This is a genomic window from Nitrososphaera sp. (genome assembly GCF_050748925.1).
Lineage (GTDB): Archaea > Thermoproteota > Nitrososphaeria > Nitrososphaerales > Nitrososphaeraceae > Nitrososphaera.
In genome coordinates, this window is sequence record NZ_JBOGQF010000045.1 from 1 (window position 1) to 13,104 (window position 13,104).

Consider the following 13,104-nt stretch of genomic DNA (forward strand, 5'->3'; position numbering starts at 1 on the left):
GCACACTCGTGTGAATTATTCCTCTATAAAAAAATTGTCTAAGATAAGATACTATTTTACGTTCGTCTCCATACAACGCCATTTGACGTATAAATTTTCTGTCCTGTACGTGGTTGCTTGTTGAGAAATTGCATCATGGTACTATATGCAAGGGCTCCTCGTCTGCCACTTGTTTTAGAATATAAAGAGCTTGGTGGTCTATGCATGTTGCTTGAAGGACTATGACCACGTCATCCTCTGGCTCGACTATTTCAACAAGAACCTGAAGGTCCGCCAGGGGCGCAAAGTCAAGCGAGAGCGGGCGGTCTTTGACCCGACTGTGACTGAGCTCGTCGAGGCGACCAAGGCCGCCGGCTTTGACGTGGCAGACGACGCGGTCAACGACCACGCACGCTTTCCCCGCCGGTCATTTGTCAAGTCGGGGTACGTCATGATAGCAAAAAAAGAGGGCGTGAAAAAATCAAAGGCGATAGGCATGGTCGCCGAAAAGCTTCTCCAAAAGAGGGCGCGCCAGAAATCGGGGAAAAAATAGCGCAGTCGCGCTTGCATGGATTTATCCGCGGCCGAACCAATATTGTTCATAAACAAACTTAACAAATTTGACAGAAGCTTATGATAGCAAGAACAAGCTTTTGCTGGATGCGGAATTGGGGGAGATAGGGGAAATCATGCATCTGGCAAAGAGTGGTAGGCTAATCGTTAAACTAAACGCGCAGGGCGCCGGCATAAAGCCGGGAGAACTGCTTGTGGACGCAGCAGGCAGGCGGGTTGGCAAGATAGTGGAGCTGTTGGGGCCGGTGAGCGCGCCGTACGCCTCTGTCATTCCGATGACAGACCGGACCGCGCGGCTGGCAGGCGCCAAGGTGTTTGCCGGCGGGCAGGCGAGGCCGCCGCGCCCGAAGCAGCAGGAAAAGGGGAGGCGGCGCAGGTGACCGCAAACGAGTATTGCACGCAATGCCCAGAATGCAGCTCCAGCCTCGTGCAGGATTATTCTAAAGGCGAGTCGATATGCGAGAAATGCGGGTTTGTCGTCATGGATGGCATGTGCGACTTTGGCCGCGAGTCAAACGCCACTGACTTTGAGGAAAAGTCAAAGAACACGAGGGCGTCCGGCTCGACGAGTTTTGCCCTCCACGACTATGGCCTCCGGACCGAGATTGCCTTTGGCACCAAGGACTATGCCGGCAAGTCAATCGACTCCCAGATGGCCGAGCAGATGTACAACATTCGCAAGTGGCACTTGAGGAGCAGGATAACGTCGGCCCCGGAGCGCAGGCTCTCCAACGTCCTGACAAAGATAAACGAGACATGCGCAGCAATGTCGCTGCCCAAGCTGCTGGTCGAGACTGCCGCGATGCTCTACCGCAACTATGAGAGCAAGCAGGAGGCCAAGGGCAAGTCCATAGCCTGCATGGCGGCTGCCACCATCTACCTTGCATGCAAAAAATGCCAGGTGGTGCGTTCGCTTGACGAGATAGTCGCCGCGACGGGCGTGACTGCGCAGGACAGGTCGAGCGCGAAACTTGCGTCGAAATACTATCGCATGATGGTGATGGAGATGGGATCGTTTACCGCGCAGGAAAAGCCGGCAGAGGCGCTGCAGCAGCACATGCCGGTCGCAATGGCGATAGACCACTACATATCAAAGCTGTCAAACATGGCCAAGATAGACACCAAGGTCGAGAGGTTGGCAATCGACATCGCGCACAGGACAAACGACCACATGCTTGCAGACGGCAAGGCGCCCAACGGGCTTGCGGCCGCGTACATCTATATCGCGTCGATATTCCTCGGCATCAACATCCTGCAGCGCGACGTGTCCAGCCTCTCCGGAGTTACAGAGGTGACGATACGCAACAGGTGCAAGGACATACTCACCAGCTTCAAGCTGACAGTCACGGTAAAGCAGCCAGTGCGGCCCGGCTTTGCCTGACTTTCCTTTTTCTGCAAATGCCGAGCTACGTAACTTTTTAATAACAAGTCTTTCGATGATTTAGTATTGCTTTGTAGAGCTTGCGGTAGCGAGATGACTGCTGCAGAATATTGCCCCTCGTGCAACGAGGCGATACTGTGGAAGTGCTCGGCCTGCCAGAAGGAAAACGACCGTTCCATCCACACAGTCCACCCGCAAACAGAGGGGATATCCCGGACTGCGTCGCTGGTCGGGACCGCGCTGAGCGTAATGTCGGGTCTCTACATGCTCATGCCTGTGTAGGCCCGTCCGGCTCTTTGTTTCTTTTATGCCTTAGGTACATCGCCACCCCAACAAGTGCCGCTAGGATTGCCACGAGGATGAAAAAGTAAGCCTCGTTCCTGACGCTGCCTTCCGGCAGGATTGCAAATGCAAGCAAGAGCCAGGGGTGCACCTAGCGCACCATGCCTATCGCGGTCGAAAGCACATCGGCCCCCATCAGGAGGCCGAGGCTGCCTTTCTTACCATAGCCTTCAGTAAAGCGCGCGCTGCCGTCCTGGCCGACCCTGTCGCCGGAAATCAGCAGGGGCACCGGGTCGTCGCTGTGCGCCTTTTTGATGCACGGGGTGGAATGGTCACCTGAAACGACTATGGTGGGATTTTTGATCCCTTCCAGCTCTTTCATCAGCGTGCCGAAAAAGCGCCTATCAATGTCTTCGAGGTTCTTTTTCTTGCCCTTGGCGTCGCCGTCGTGCCCAAACTCGTCGGGACCCTTGATATGGACGTATACTGCGTTTACCTTGGAGAGGCCCTTTGCCGCGACCGTCGCCTTCAACTCATAGTCGTCCAGCGTGCCTGCCTCGTACATCTTCATGCCGAGCACCTTTGAGATGCCGACCTCGACAGGCATCTCTACTATGCAGCCTATAGAGATGCCGTGCCTCTTGTCGATGGGCTCGACTGCCGGGAGCCTGTTGCCAGAATCGCGGGCAAGGATGGCGTTCATTGCCTTCCTGCCTGCAGCCTCCCTCGCCCTGTTGACAGGATGGTCCTTTAGCAGTTTCACCACCTGCTCTGTGAACTCGTTGAGCATCTGTGCGGCCGTCCGCGCCTCTTTCGTGTCCTCCTGCGCCTCTGACTTCTGGATGTACATGTCGCCGGTGGTCGCCTTGGCTATGCCCATGCCTTCGACCTTGTCGTAGGCAGGATCGGTGTTTGTTATCTTGTCTGACAGCTTCATCTTGGCGTGGCGGAAGCGTATGACGACGCGGTGGGCGACTGTCGGCTCCAGCGCGACCGACGCGTCGGGGTCGCTGAACCTGATGTTGTCGCTCAGAGTCTTGCGGACTGCTCTTGCTTCTTCAATGCTGATTATCCTGCCGGCGCGCCTGTCGGTTATCCTCATCTTGTCGTCGACAGTTGAAAAGTTGCCCCTGAGCGCAAGGTCGCCGTCGCGAAAGTCAATGTTGCATCCTATCGACTCGATGACGCCCCTGCCGACGTAACTTCCGTCCTTGAAGCTGTAACCGAGCATGTTGAAAACTGCAATGTCTGACTGTGGCGCGATGCCCCTGCCGACGCTTATCACCCTGCCCATCGCGCCGTTCCTTGCAAGCGCGTCGAGGTTGGGGGTATAGGCCGCTTCAAGCGGCGTCAGGTCGTTGAGCGCGGGGTGGGGGAGGTCGCCGACACCGTCAAGCAAGACGTAGACAATCCTAACGTCGTCTTTTCTCATAGAGGCGCAAGCGTTCCTCATCCATTTATTTTTTCGTGTAGGCCGGCCTGTAGTAGGCGAAATACCTGCGTAGCCTGGCCAGGTACGGCTGGAGGACTTCAAACACCTCTTCTGACTCGCCTTCCGTCAGCTGGCGCCCGTGCCGGTCAAGCATCATGCCCTCTGCAAGGCCTGCATAGTATCCCGCCCTCTGGCCGTACAAAAAGTCATGGGCGCCGCCACACTTCCACACCTTTTTAAGTTTTGGCACGCGCTCTTTTGGCACCCTTGGCGCCTTCAGGTCGTTTTCAATCGCGGCCCGCACCAGTTGTATCATGTCGCTGTCAAGCACGGCCTTGGTTGTAGCCGGCAGCCAAAAGCGTTGCTCTTAATACCGCGCAAGGCGCAATGTTGCCATGGAGCAGCGCTGCAAGTTCTGCGAGCGGGTGGTCGTCGACGGCGAGGGCAAAAAGACCCAAGACTATGGCACCGTGCGCTACGGCCGGCACTACATCTGCGCGCACTGCATAAGGTCTTTTGAGTTTTCGATCGGGGGCTGACGCGGTGCAGAACCTTTAATTAAAAGCGAACCCACGCTTTTTTGAGGGCTCGTGCGGGATCTTAGGAAAGACTATGTTCTAGACAAATTCGTTCTTGTTCCCAGCTCTTCTTCTGTCCCTGACGCCGAAGAAAAGCCAGACAAGTGCCCCTACTGCCCCGGCAACGAGTCATTGACTCCGCCCGCGCTTCTGGCACTTGTCGTGCAGGACGGCATGCTTCAGCGATTGTCCGATAGCGAGGACAGCGTCGTCGAGGACTGGTCTGTCAGGGTCTTTGACAGCAAGGCACCCGTCGTCACTACAGCGGCGGCAGCAAGCTATAGTGAAAAGCCACTTTACAGCGAGCCGGCCTATGGCTACCACCAGGTCGTTGTCGCGACGCCGGACCACAAGCAGACCCTGCCCCAGATGTCTGTCGAGCAGTGGAGCAACGTGCTTGTCGTCATTCAGGACCGCGTAAGGTGGCTCTACACGCAAAAAGGCGTCACTTATGTCTCGATATACGTCAACAGCGGCCAGAGCGCAGGCTCCAAGGTCGTCCACCCGCACCTTGACATGGTGACATTTTCCTCAATACCGCCCACCATAGAGCTAGAGGCCGAGGGCTTTCACAGGTTCATGAACGAAAACGGTAAATGTCCTGCCTGCAACATGATTTCGGTAGAGTCGAGCGGGCCTCGGCAGATACTGGCCACGGACAGCTTTCTCTCCATCTGCCCTTGGGCGCCCACGTACTCCTACGAGTACTGGATATACCCAAAGAGGCACGTCACGTCGTTTTCCAAGATAACGCAAAAAGAGATCAGCGACCTTGCCCTTATGCTGAGGGCGACGCTTGGAGGCATGTCAAAGGCGCTAAAGGACGCGCCGTTTAACCTCGTGTTCCACCTGTCGCCGGAGAAAAAGAACAGTCGGCAGATCCACTGGCACATCGAAGTCTATCCCCAGATGTCGGCGTGGTCCGGCCTTGAGAGGGGCTTTGGGGTCTATGTCAACAACGTGAGGCCGGAAAAGGCCGCCGAGGTCCTCGGCTCTGCGTGCCGCAAAGAGCTCGCCGGCCTTGTAGGCATCACTTAACCTAACGATTTAATTACCAACCCCTGGAGATAAGCAGCGATGAAGCTAGAGACATGGGTCTCGTTGGCGTCGTTTGGGCTGTCCATAATGTTTGTCGCCCTCATCCTTTCGCTCTACAACTTTCTCATCGGTCCGGAAGGCGAAGGGCCTAACCGGGTCACCGACCCCGGCGGCCTGCTCATACAGCAGGTGTCGATATCCGCCGCACCCTCGATAATCCTCGCCATCTTTGTGTTTGTGCTCCTCCGGACTACCGGCAACAGGCCGGCGGGCCTTTTGCTGGTGGGGGCAGGAGCGATAATGATAGCAGGCATGCTGGCGGCACTCGGCCTGCTCCCGCGCATCCCCGCGCAGTATACAGTCGGCGGCATCAGCGTCGTCCCGTACATATTTGCAGTCGCCGGCGCCGCAGTCGCGGGCCTCGGAGGCTACCTCGCCGCCAGGGCGGCAAAGGTGAGGGCGCCAGGTCACCTGGATGATCTCCGTTGACCGGCGTGCAAGAGATCAAGGTATCAAAGGAGATGCTCCCGATCAAGATATCGGGGAGCCTCGACTCTGTCTTTGAGCAGGCAAAAGAGCAGAGAAGCCCCGTTCTTGCGGTAGTCACCGGGACAAAGCCGGACTTTTACAAGCAGGCTCCCCTTGTCATCGAGGCGGCAAAGGAAGGCGTACCTGCATTTGTCATAAACACCGGCCAGCACTTTGACGACCTGCTCGGCTTTGGCATCAAAGAGTTCCACCTTGACAAGTTCGTGGGGTGCAACCTCCAGATCCGGGGCGACCTGATGGAAAAGGCAAGCGAGCTGATACTAAAGTTTGGATACTTTGGCCGCCACTGCGGCAAAAAGATGGCCAGCCCCATGCTGCCGATAGTGCACGGCGACACGCTTGTCGCAGGCATCGCCCCCCTTGCCTGGGTCTTTGGAATGGGGCAAAAGGTGGGGCAGAACGAGGCCGGCCTGCGGTCCATGAGCCCCGAGGTAATGAAGCGCATGCGCGCCGAAAAAGACCCTTCAAAAAAGACCGTCGAGAACTATATCCACAGCCAGCTCTTTGGCAAGTGGTTCCTGGCAAGGGAAGAGCCCTTTCCCGAGCAGATAGACACGTGGATATGCTCTGCAGGCACCCAGTTCTTTTTCGCCCCGACGCAGCTTAACAAGGACAACTTGGTGCGCGAGGGCTACCCTGAAGAGTTTGTGCATGTCGTCGGCAACTCTGTCGTCGACGCCATCTACCAAAAGCGCAGGGAAAAGCCGGCGCGCAGCGTCTTTGACATCTATCCCCAGCTTGAAAAGGGCGAGTGGATAAGGATGGACATACACAGGCGCGAGAACCTGACGGAGCGACGCTTTACCTCAATCATTGGAGGCCTCGTCGACCTTGTGGAAAACACCGACAAAAAGGTGGTGCTCGTGATGCTCAACGCTACAACGTCCGCGCTAAAGCAGTACGACCTCGAGTCAAAACTGGAGAGGCTGGCCGAGGACCACGAGGACAAGTTCCTCATGACTCCGCTCTGGAAAGAGTACGCCCATGTCATAGAGTTCCTGGACAGCGGCCGCTGCTGGGCCGAGATGACCGACTCGGGCTCGATGCAAGAAGAGCTCCTCTATTTCCCAAAGGTCGCGTCCCTCACGGTAAGGCTCAACACGGACAGGCCCGAGACTGTCTTTGACGCAAGGAGCAACATACTGGTGCCTCCGCTCAACCCGTCGTGGATAACGTCGATGGTCAAAAAGGCGCACGATGGAAGCGAGGGCCTTGGCCTGCAGCTGCGCAGGAAAAAGCAGATCTATGGCCGGCCTGGGCAGGTTTCAAAGAAAATAATCCGGATCGTCAAAAAAGAGTTTGAGAATGGCGACGCCAACTTTTACCCCTGGCTCCACCAGAGGCTCGGCCTCTGGAAAGAGGACCGGGGCATCAGCTACATGTAAGAAAGGGCAAGGATAAATATTCCGTTTGCCTCAATATGAGGGTGGCATCCGGCAAATATTTTAACAAAGGCGTAAAGGCCCTCGACGCGCCGCACGTTGGGCATGTTGTAAGGGAGACTGACGACAAGATAGTCGTGTTTGGCGGCGGAGACGATAGGTATGATATTCCAAAGTCAGAAATCAAATTTACCAGCGGCAACGTGCTGATAGACCTGCCGTTTCACGAGATAGTGCGAAAATACAAGGTGAGCAGGGCAGAGCCGTTGCCCACGGGCAAGACCGTGGCGGATCCCTGGACGCTGCCAGGGAACGTGGACCTTGCGAGCTATGAAAGGCAGTACCCAAAGTCGCTTTTCAACAAGGGAGTGAGGACGCAGGACGAAGAGCACGTGGGGCACGTCATGAAAGAGACTGACGACAAGATCGTAGTCTGGGGCCACTATGAGTGGAGGTTTGACGTGCCCAAGTCAAAGATAGTCGCGGCGGGCAGAAACGTGATCCTTGGGATGGATTACAAGGATATATTCCAGTACAAGGTGGACAGGGACGCCCCGCTGCCTACGGGCGAGCCGGTAGAAAAGCTGGGGGAGGAGTAGCCCCTCTCCAAGCCCTTTGGAAAAGGCGCGCGGCCACTAACCTTAAGTTTAATTCTGTCTCTGCCGTTGAGGCTTTAATGCTTCAGGAGGTTGCAAATAACGGCTTTCGGTGGATAGACATTGCAAAGCCCGGCAGGGACGACCTGGAGCAGCTTGTTCCTCAGTTTTCGTTCCACGAACTGAACATCGAAGCCTGCCTCTCAAAGATCCAGATCCCCAAGATTGACAGGTACGATGACCATGTTTTTGTCATCCTGCACTTTCCAATAGTCGAGCGGGAGCGGATACCAAAATCCAGCCAGCTTGCGGCGTTTATGGGGAGCAACTACCTGGTGACCGTGCACCAGGGAGACTTGAAGCCGGTGGCAGATATTTTTCAGAAATGCGCACAGGACGAAAAGGCCCGGATGGATCTCATGGGCAAGTCTGCAGGCTATATCTTTCACAGCATAGTCGATGCTCTCACTGACGACCTTCTCAACCTGGTAAGGAAAATAGTCGGCAACATCGACGACATCGAAGACGTGGTGTTTGACGAAAAGATAGACGCGGCAAAAGAGATCTCGTACCTGCGCAGAGAGATAACGTCGCTGAGGAGGATAACGGTGCCGCTGCGCAGGACGCTCACCGAACTCGCCAGCCGGGACATCCCGCATTTTTCTGAAGAGGACCTGGCGCTGTATTTTGACGACGTAAATGATCACATCGACAAGGCCATCGCGACGCTGGACGAGTCAAAGGAGACCATCGAGATCTACAAGGACACCGACTTTATGCACGGCGCCGACAAGTCAAACAAGATACTCGCGGTCTTGACGATAATCTTTACGCTCTCCATGCCCGTCACTATCCTCAGCTCGCTGTACGGCATGAACGTCGACATACCGATGATAGGCGAGCAAGGCTCGATGCAGTTTCTGGGCCGCTACACTACCTTTATCGTCATCGTGATAGGGTCGGCCCTGGCGGCGATGGCGATGGTCTTTTACTTTCGCAGGCTCCATTGGATCTAGAGCGCAAATTTCGCCTTGCGCACGCCGGCACTTTTCCTGTCGGCGGCAGTCATCAAAAACGCGTCTTTTATCATCTGCTCGTACGCCTTGCTCATGGACTGGCCGCGCCTTGGCATCACCTTTCTCTGGGTCTCTATCGCAGACGCCAGTTCAAGCTCGACGTTTCGGGCGCCCACGCTCTTGCCGTATATCGTAAAGGCGGGCACATCGCCGGCGACAAGGCCGTGCAGGTGGGAGCAGGCGCCGATGCGCCCGCCGCTGTAGGCCAGCGTCCCTATCGACGTCTTGCACATGTCGCCAAAGAACGAGCCTATCTTGTTGAGGCCGGTTTGTACCTTTTTGCCGTTTACGCCGATCTTGATGTCGCCGTACGTCATCTTTAGGTCCGACGTGGTGGTCATGGCGCCCATGTTGACCCACTCGCCGACGTACGAGTGGCCGACAAAGCCCGCGTGCGCCTTGTTTGAATAATCCGAGATTATCGAATGCTCTATCTCGCCTGCGACCCTGCAGTTGCGCCCGACGCAGGACGATTCGATGATTGAAAACTGCTTGACCTGCGCCTCCGGGCCGATGTAGGCCGGACCAACTATCCTGCTTGGCGCTATCGACGCGCCGGGGCCGATGTATATCGGCCCGCGCCGGGCGTCAAGCACGACGCCTTCTTCGATTTCTGCGCCCTCTGCCACCACGCTTGCAGTCCCGATGACTGTCGCGTTCAGGCTGCTGCTCTCCTGCGCCGCGCACTGCACTGCCAGCGAGTTTTCGAGGAGCCTGACAATGTCCCAGATGTCTGAAATGACGCCTTCCGCCTCGCCTTTCAGCTCTGTCGATTTTTCTGCGCCTAGTTTCTTCAAGTCCACCTGCTTTCCTGCCTCGACGCACCTGGCAAGATATTCTGCCGCCTTTTTCGCAAGCCTCGCGACGAGTACCCTGCCCCTGTGCGTTATCGCAAAGGTGTGGGTTATGCTTTCAAGGCGGGCAAAGTCAATGGTTGCAGGGTGCACGAGGCCGTTTACGAATATGGTGCCCGAATCAATTGACGCCTGGTTTACCTTGCAGCCGTGCCTCTCGGCCGTGACTTTTTCAAGGTAGTCCCTGACAAGCAGGCAAGCCGGCTCTTTGCCGGCGTGCGCGTATTCGTCAAAGTAGGTCCTTGCGCCCACCTTGACGTCAAACGTCGCCCGTGTTAGCGTCATCGGAAGCAGGTTGCGCCAGTGGTGGTCCTCAAAGAGCGCCACCTGCATTATATCTTGCCCAGCCTGCTTGCAAACTGCTTGTAGGCGTCAAGGTACGACTTTTTGTCGCCGATGTCGATAAAGCTGTTCGAGTCGACCTCGAATGCCTTGACAGTCTTTTTGTCGCCAAGGGCCTTTCGCACGGCGTCGTCCATGCCAAACGAGCCCGAGTTCGGGATGCCTTTCAGGAATTCCGGCTCCATCGCATAGCAACCGATGTTGATGAGCCCCGAGATCTCGGGCTTCTCCCGCCACGCTGTGACGTCGCTTTCTTTTGTGTCGATGAATCCGTACTTTAGCCTGGTAGTGTAGGGCATGAGGGCCATCGACACGAACGCCCTGGACTCTTTGTGCATCTTTAGCATCTTGCGCAGGTTGAATTCATAGACCGAGTCGCCGTAGACGCACACAAACGTGTCGCCCTGCAGCTGGCGCTCTGCCGTCTTTAGCTGGCCCGCGGTGGCAAGCGGCCTGTCTGACCTGGCATATTCTATCTTTACCCCGAACCTCGCGCCGTCCTCAAAGTAATCCTCGATGGTCCTGTGGAGGTAGCTGACGCAGATAACGATCTCTTTCAGCCCGCCGGCGTTTTTGAGCCACTCTATCGTGTATTCAAGCAGCGGCTTGTTGCCAAGCGGCAGCATCGGCTTTGGGATGAAAAACGTGTAAGGCTGGAGCCGGGTTCCAAGCCCGCCAGCAAGGATGACTGCCTTCATACTTTGCCTCTCACGCTCTCTGGTATTTAAGGTAAAACTCCGCGGTTACAGAGAGTCTCTAAGTATTATTCTTATAGTCCAGCTGCGATATGGGCTGCATGAATACAAAGCTAGCGACTTTCGGCCCCCTGCCGATAAGGATTCTGGCCGGGGCGGCCTTTATCGCGCACGGCCTGCCGAAATTTGCCAACCCGGCCGGCACTGCTGGCTTTTTCTCAAGCGTCGGGATACCGCGCGAACTTGCTTTGCCGATAGGCGTGCTTGAAGTGGTGGGCGGGGCGTTCCTGCTGGCCGGCTTTATGACCCGGGTAGCTTCGACACTGCTTGCCATAGAGATGGTCCTTGTCACGATAATAGTAAAGGCGTCGAGGGGCTTTGTCGGCGGCTACGAGCTAGAGCTTCTCCTGATGTCCATAGCCATCAGCCTGGTGCTGACCGGCCCTGGAAGGGTGTCAATCGAGTGGGACGTGATAAAGCGCGAGATCTGGCCCGGGAAAAAAGTGGCCGCGGCGCCTGCGCGCTAGCTCCTTTTCAGGATTTTTTCCACCCTGTCAAGCACGTCGCCGGGGCTCTTGCCAAACAGGGTTATCATGGGCTCCTTGCTGACGTCGCCCTGGTGGTAAATGACATCTGCCTCCGGCTTGCGCGCAAGCGCGCTCTTTGTCCCCCACGCTATGGTCGAGCCTTCTTTTTCCTTGATACCCATTGGTTCCTTGCTCCTATCATAGCTTGACACCTGAAAAAGCGACCTGCAAATTTCAAGCACCTGCGGGTCGAGCCTTATGTTGATTACCGACCTATATGCTGGCCTTGCGCTCTTGTACGCAAGTATTGCAGAGGCCATGTGCCTCGACGCCCCAAACTCTGCCCTTGACACCGGGACTGCCGCCTCGCCTGCCCTCACTATCCTGCCCCTGACGCCTGCGACGTCTTTGTAGCTCTCGGCGTCCGGCAGCGCATAGACGAGGTTTGTCTGCGTCTCCGGTATCAGCCTGTAAAAGTCCTTGATTGTCGCAAGCCTGTCCAGGGCCTGCTGCAGCTCTGTTATCGTGCCATAGCGCATCGCGTCTCTGTAGATAGACGACAGCGGGTTTGTCACCGGGAGCCCCTTGCCGACCCTGACCGCGTTTTTAATAGCGACGTGCACGTATTCGTTGGCCATCCTGCACGCCTCTTCAAGCGGGATGCCCCTGGCAAGGTACGCGGTGGCCGCCGACGAAAAGTTGCAGCCCGATCCGTGGCTCTCCTCGATGTCTATGCGCGGGTTGGCAATTTTTGTTAATCTGCCCTTGCCATCAAGCAAAAAATCCGTGACAGTCGCCTTGCCAAAGTGGCCCCCCTTTACTATCACGTTCTTGGCGCCAAGCGACCTTAACCTTTCGGCAGCCTCTATGGCCCCGGCCTCGCCCTTGATCCTGACGCCTGACAGTTTCTCGGCCTCCATCCTGTTTGGCGTCAGGAGGGAGCACCGGGGCATCAGCCTTGAAATAAAGCGTTCCAGCGCGTCGTCGCGCAAGAGTTTTGCGCCCGTGCCAGCGACAAGTATCGGGTCAAGCACCACCGGCATCCTGCCCCTGAGCGACCCTGCCACCGCGTCAATGATGTCGTTGCTGTAGACCATGCCTACCTTTACCGCGTCCGGAGGCGAATCTGCCATCACTGACGCTATCTGCGCCTTGACCATCTCTGGCGCGATGGCGAGAATCTCGGCGACCTTTTTCGTGTTCTGGGCCGTGATGGCAGTTATGGCTGTACAGCCATAGACGCCGAGCGCGGAGAACGTCTTGAGGTCTGCCTGGATGCCCGCTCCTGCGCCCGAGTCGCTCCCCGCAACAGACAGTGCTACCTTCAATGCAGCCGGATGCACGAGAAGACTTAATCAGCCTATCGATTACAGGACGTAATTGCAGAGGCAGACGCGCTTGCCGCAGCACGGGCACTTGCTGCTGCCTGCCGAGAACTTGCAGCGCCTGCTGTGCGTTTCGCAAAACACAAAGCGCTCGTCCGCGTCCTGGGCTGCCTGCATGACAGGTTTTTTCAAAATGTCGGTTAATCTGCAGTGCAAGCTAATTTAGACACGCTAGCTAATTTCCGCGCATACCTGACAGAATATTAATGCCCTGTTGCAGCAAGAGTGCAAGTGGCAATAATAAAGAGCCCTGAATGGGGCATAGCGCCGGTGCCGGAAAACAAGCGCACCCTGGGCGGCTTTCACTATTTTATCCTCTGGTCGAGCCTCGGCGTTGGGCTGCTAGTGCTGTCGGCAGGTTCGCTCCTGTCAGACGCCAGCTTTTTTGACGCTACCCTTGCGATAATAGCGGGCTCTGTAGGAGGGGCGCTCCTG

Annotated in this window: 18 protein-coding genes and 1 pseudogene; 12 read left to right on the forward strand and 7 right to left on the reverse strand. The window is 56.4% G+C overall.

Annotated features, from left to right (window positions below; translation table 11 throughout):
- Nucleotides 1-211: 211 nt before the first annotated feature.
- From ACREAY_RS05335 to ACREAY_RS05350, 4 genes are all read left to right on the forward strand, one after another.
- Nucleotides 212-532, forward strand: a complete 321-nt coding sequence (locus ACREAY_RS05335; protein ID WP_431754728.1) for a signal recognition particle subunit SRP19/SEC65 family protein — start codon at nt 212-214, stop codon at nt 530-532.
- A 67-nt stretch (nt 533-599) separates the two neighbouring features.
- Nucleotides 600-932 carry an H/ACA ribonucleoprotein complex subunit GAR1 gene (locus ACREAY_RS05340; RefSeq protein WP_431754729.1) on the forward strand — a complete coding sequence of 111 codons (333 nt, stop codon included), beginning with the start codon at nt 600-602 and terminating at the stop codon, nt 930-932.
- A complete protein-coding gene (locus tag ACREAY_RS05345; protein WP_431754730.1) occupies nt 929-1,933 on the forward strand; it encodes a transcription initiation factor IIB in 1,005 nt (334 codons plus the stop codon). Before ACREAY_RS05340 ends, ACREAY_RS05345 begins: the two co-directional genes overlap by 4 nt.
- 93 nt (nt 1,934-2,026) lie before the next feature.
- A complete protein-coding gene (locus ACREAY_RS05350) occupies nt 2,027-2,215 on the forward strand; it encodes a hypothetical protein (protein ID WP_431754731.1) in 189 nt (62 codons plus the stop codon).
- Here ACREAY_RS05350 and ACREAY_RS05355 read toward each other — a convergent pair.
- The 3 genes from ACREAY_RS05355 to ACREAY_RS05365 are packed head-to-tail and all read right to left on the reverse strand — an operon-like array spanning nt 2,202 to nt 3,978.
- Nucleotides 2,202-2,351, reverse strand: a complete 150-nt coding sequence (locus ACREAY_RS05355) for a hypothetical protein (RefSeq protein WP_431754732.1) — start codon at nt 2,349-2,351, stop codon at nt 2,202-2,204. The genes ACREAY_RS05350 and ACREAY_RS05355 overlap by 14 nt on opposite strands.
- Before the next feature lie 15 nt (nt 2,352-2,366).
- Nucleotides 2,367-3,647 carry an alkaline phosphatase family protein gene (locus ACREAY_RS05360; RefSeq protein ID WP_431754733.1) on the reverse strand — a complete coding sequence of 427 codons (1,281 nt, stop codon included), beginning with the start codon at nt 3,645-3,647 and terminating at the stop codon, nt 2,367-2,369.
- Nucleotides 3,648-3,672: 25 nt separating this feature from the next.
- Nucleotides 3,673-3,978, reverse strand: a complete 306-nt coding sequence (locus tag ACREAY_RS05365; protein ID WP_431754734.1) for a hypothetical protein — start codon at nt 3,976-3,978, stop codon at nt 3,673-3,675.
- Between the two features lie 64 nt (nt 3,979-4,042).
- On the opposite strand from ACREAY_RS05365, the gene ACREAY_RS05370 reads away from it, so the two are divergent.
- From ACREAY_RS05370 to ACREAY_RS05395, 6 genes are all read left to right on the forward strand, one after another.
- Nucleotides 4,043-4,186 (forward strand): hypothetical protein, encoded by a 144-nt coding sequence (locus ACREAY_RS05370; RefSeq protein ID WP_431754735.1) that lies wholly within the window; start codon nt 4,043-4,045, stop codon nt 4,184-4,186.
- A gap of 51 nt (nt 4,187-4,237) precedes the next feature.
- Nucleotides 4,238-5,263 (forward strand): galactose-1-phosphate uridylyltransferase, encoded by a 1,026-nt coding sequence (locus ACREAY_RS05375; protein WP_431754736.1) that lies wholly within the window; start codon nt 4,238-4,240, stop codon nt 5,261-5,263.
- Between the two features lie 39 nt (nt 5,264-5,302).
- Nucleotides 5,303-5,752, forward strand: coding sequence for a hypothetical protein (locus tag ACREAY_RS05380; RefSeq protein WP_431754737.1), 450 nt, complete (start codon nt 5,303-5,305; stop codon nt 5,750-5,752).
- Between the two features lie 5 nt (nt 5,753-5,757).
- A complete protein-coding gene (locus ACREAY_RS05385; RefSeq protein ID WP_431754745.1) occupies nt 5,758-7,197 on the forward strand; it encodes a UDP-N-acetyl glucosamine 2-epimerase in 1,440 nt (479 codons plus the stop codon).
- Nucleotides 7,198-7,238: 41 nt separating this feature from the next.
- On the forward strand, nt 7,239-7,793 hold the full coding sequence (locus ACREAY_RS05390) for a hypothetical protein (RefSeq protein WP_431754738.1): 555 nt from the start codon (nt 7,239-7,241) through the stop codon (nt 7,791-7,793).
- Between the two features lie 77 nt (nt 7,794-7,870).
- Entirely contained in the window at nt 7,871-8,806 is a 936-nt protein-coding gene (locus tag ACREAY_RS05395) for a magnesium transporter CorA family protein (protein WP_431754739.1), read from the forward strand.
- Here the strand turns inward: ACREAY_RS05395 and ACREAY_RS05400 are convergent.
- Together ACREAY_RS05400 and ACREAY_RS05405 are read right to left on the reverse strand one after the other, a co-directional pair.
- Nucleotides 8,803-10,053: a putative sugar nucleotidyl transferase gene (locus ACREAY_RS05400; RefSeq protein WP_431754740.1), complete on the reverse strand. Its 1,251-nt coding sequence runs from the start codon at nt 10,051-10,053 to the stop codon at nt 8,803-8,805. The genes ACREAY_RS05395 and ACREAY_RS05400 overlap by 4 nt on opposite strands.
- Nucleotides 10,053-10,760 (reverse strand): nucleotidyltransferase family protein, encoded by a 708-nt coding sequence (locus tag ACREAY_RS05405; protein WP_431754741.1) that lies wholly within the window; start codon nt 10,758-10,760, stop codon nt 10,053-10,055. The genes ACREAY_RS05400 and ACREAY_RS05405 overlap by 1 nt, the downstream gene beginning before the upstream one ends.
- A gap of 98 nt (nt 10,761-10,858) precedes the next feature.
- On the opposite strand from ACREAY_RS05405, the gene ACREAY_RS05410 reads away from it, so the two are divergent.
- The gene (locus ACREAY_RS05410; protein ID WP_431754742.1) at nt 10,859-11,284 is read left to right on the forward strand and encodes a DoxX family protein; all 426 of its coding nucleotides are present in this window, start codon (nt 10,859-10,861) and stop codon (nt 11,282-11,284) included.
- Here ACREAY_RS05410 and thiD read toward each other — a convergent pair.
- Nucleotides 11,281-12,612: a bifunctional hydroxymethylpyrimidine kinase/phosphomethylpyrimidine kinase gene (thiD, locus tag ACREAY_RS05415; RefSeq protein ID WP_431754743.1), complete on the reverse strand. Its 1,332-nt coding sequence runs from the start codon at nt 12,610-12,612 to the stop codon at nt 11,281-11,283. The genes ACREAY_RS05410 and thiD overlap by 4 nt on opposite strands.
- A 39-nt stretch (nt 12,613-12,651) precedes the next feature.
- A complete protein-coding gene (locus tag ACREAY_RS05420; RefSeq protein WP_431754744.1) occupies nt 12,652-12,786 on the reverse strand; it encodes a hypothetical protein in 135 nt (44 codons plus the stop codon).
- A gap of 114 nt (nt 12,787-12,900) precedes the next feature.
- Here ACREAY_RS05420 and ACREAY_RS05425 point away from each other — a divergent pair.
- A pseudogene (locus ACREAY_RS05425) lies at nt 12,901-13,104 on the forward strand (putative hydroxymethylpyrimidine transporter CytX); the annotation flags it as partial.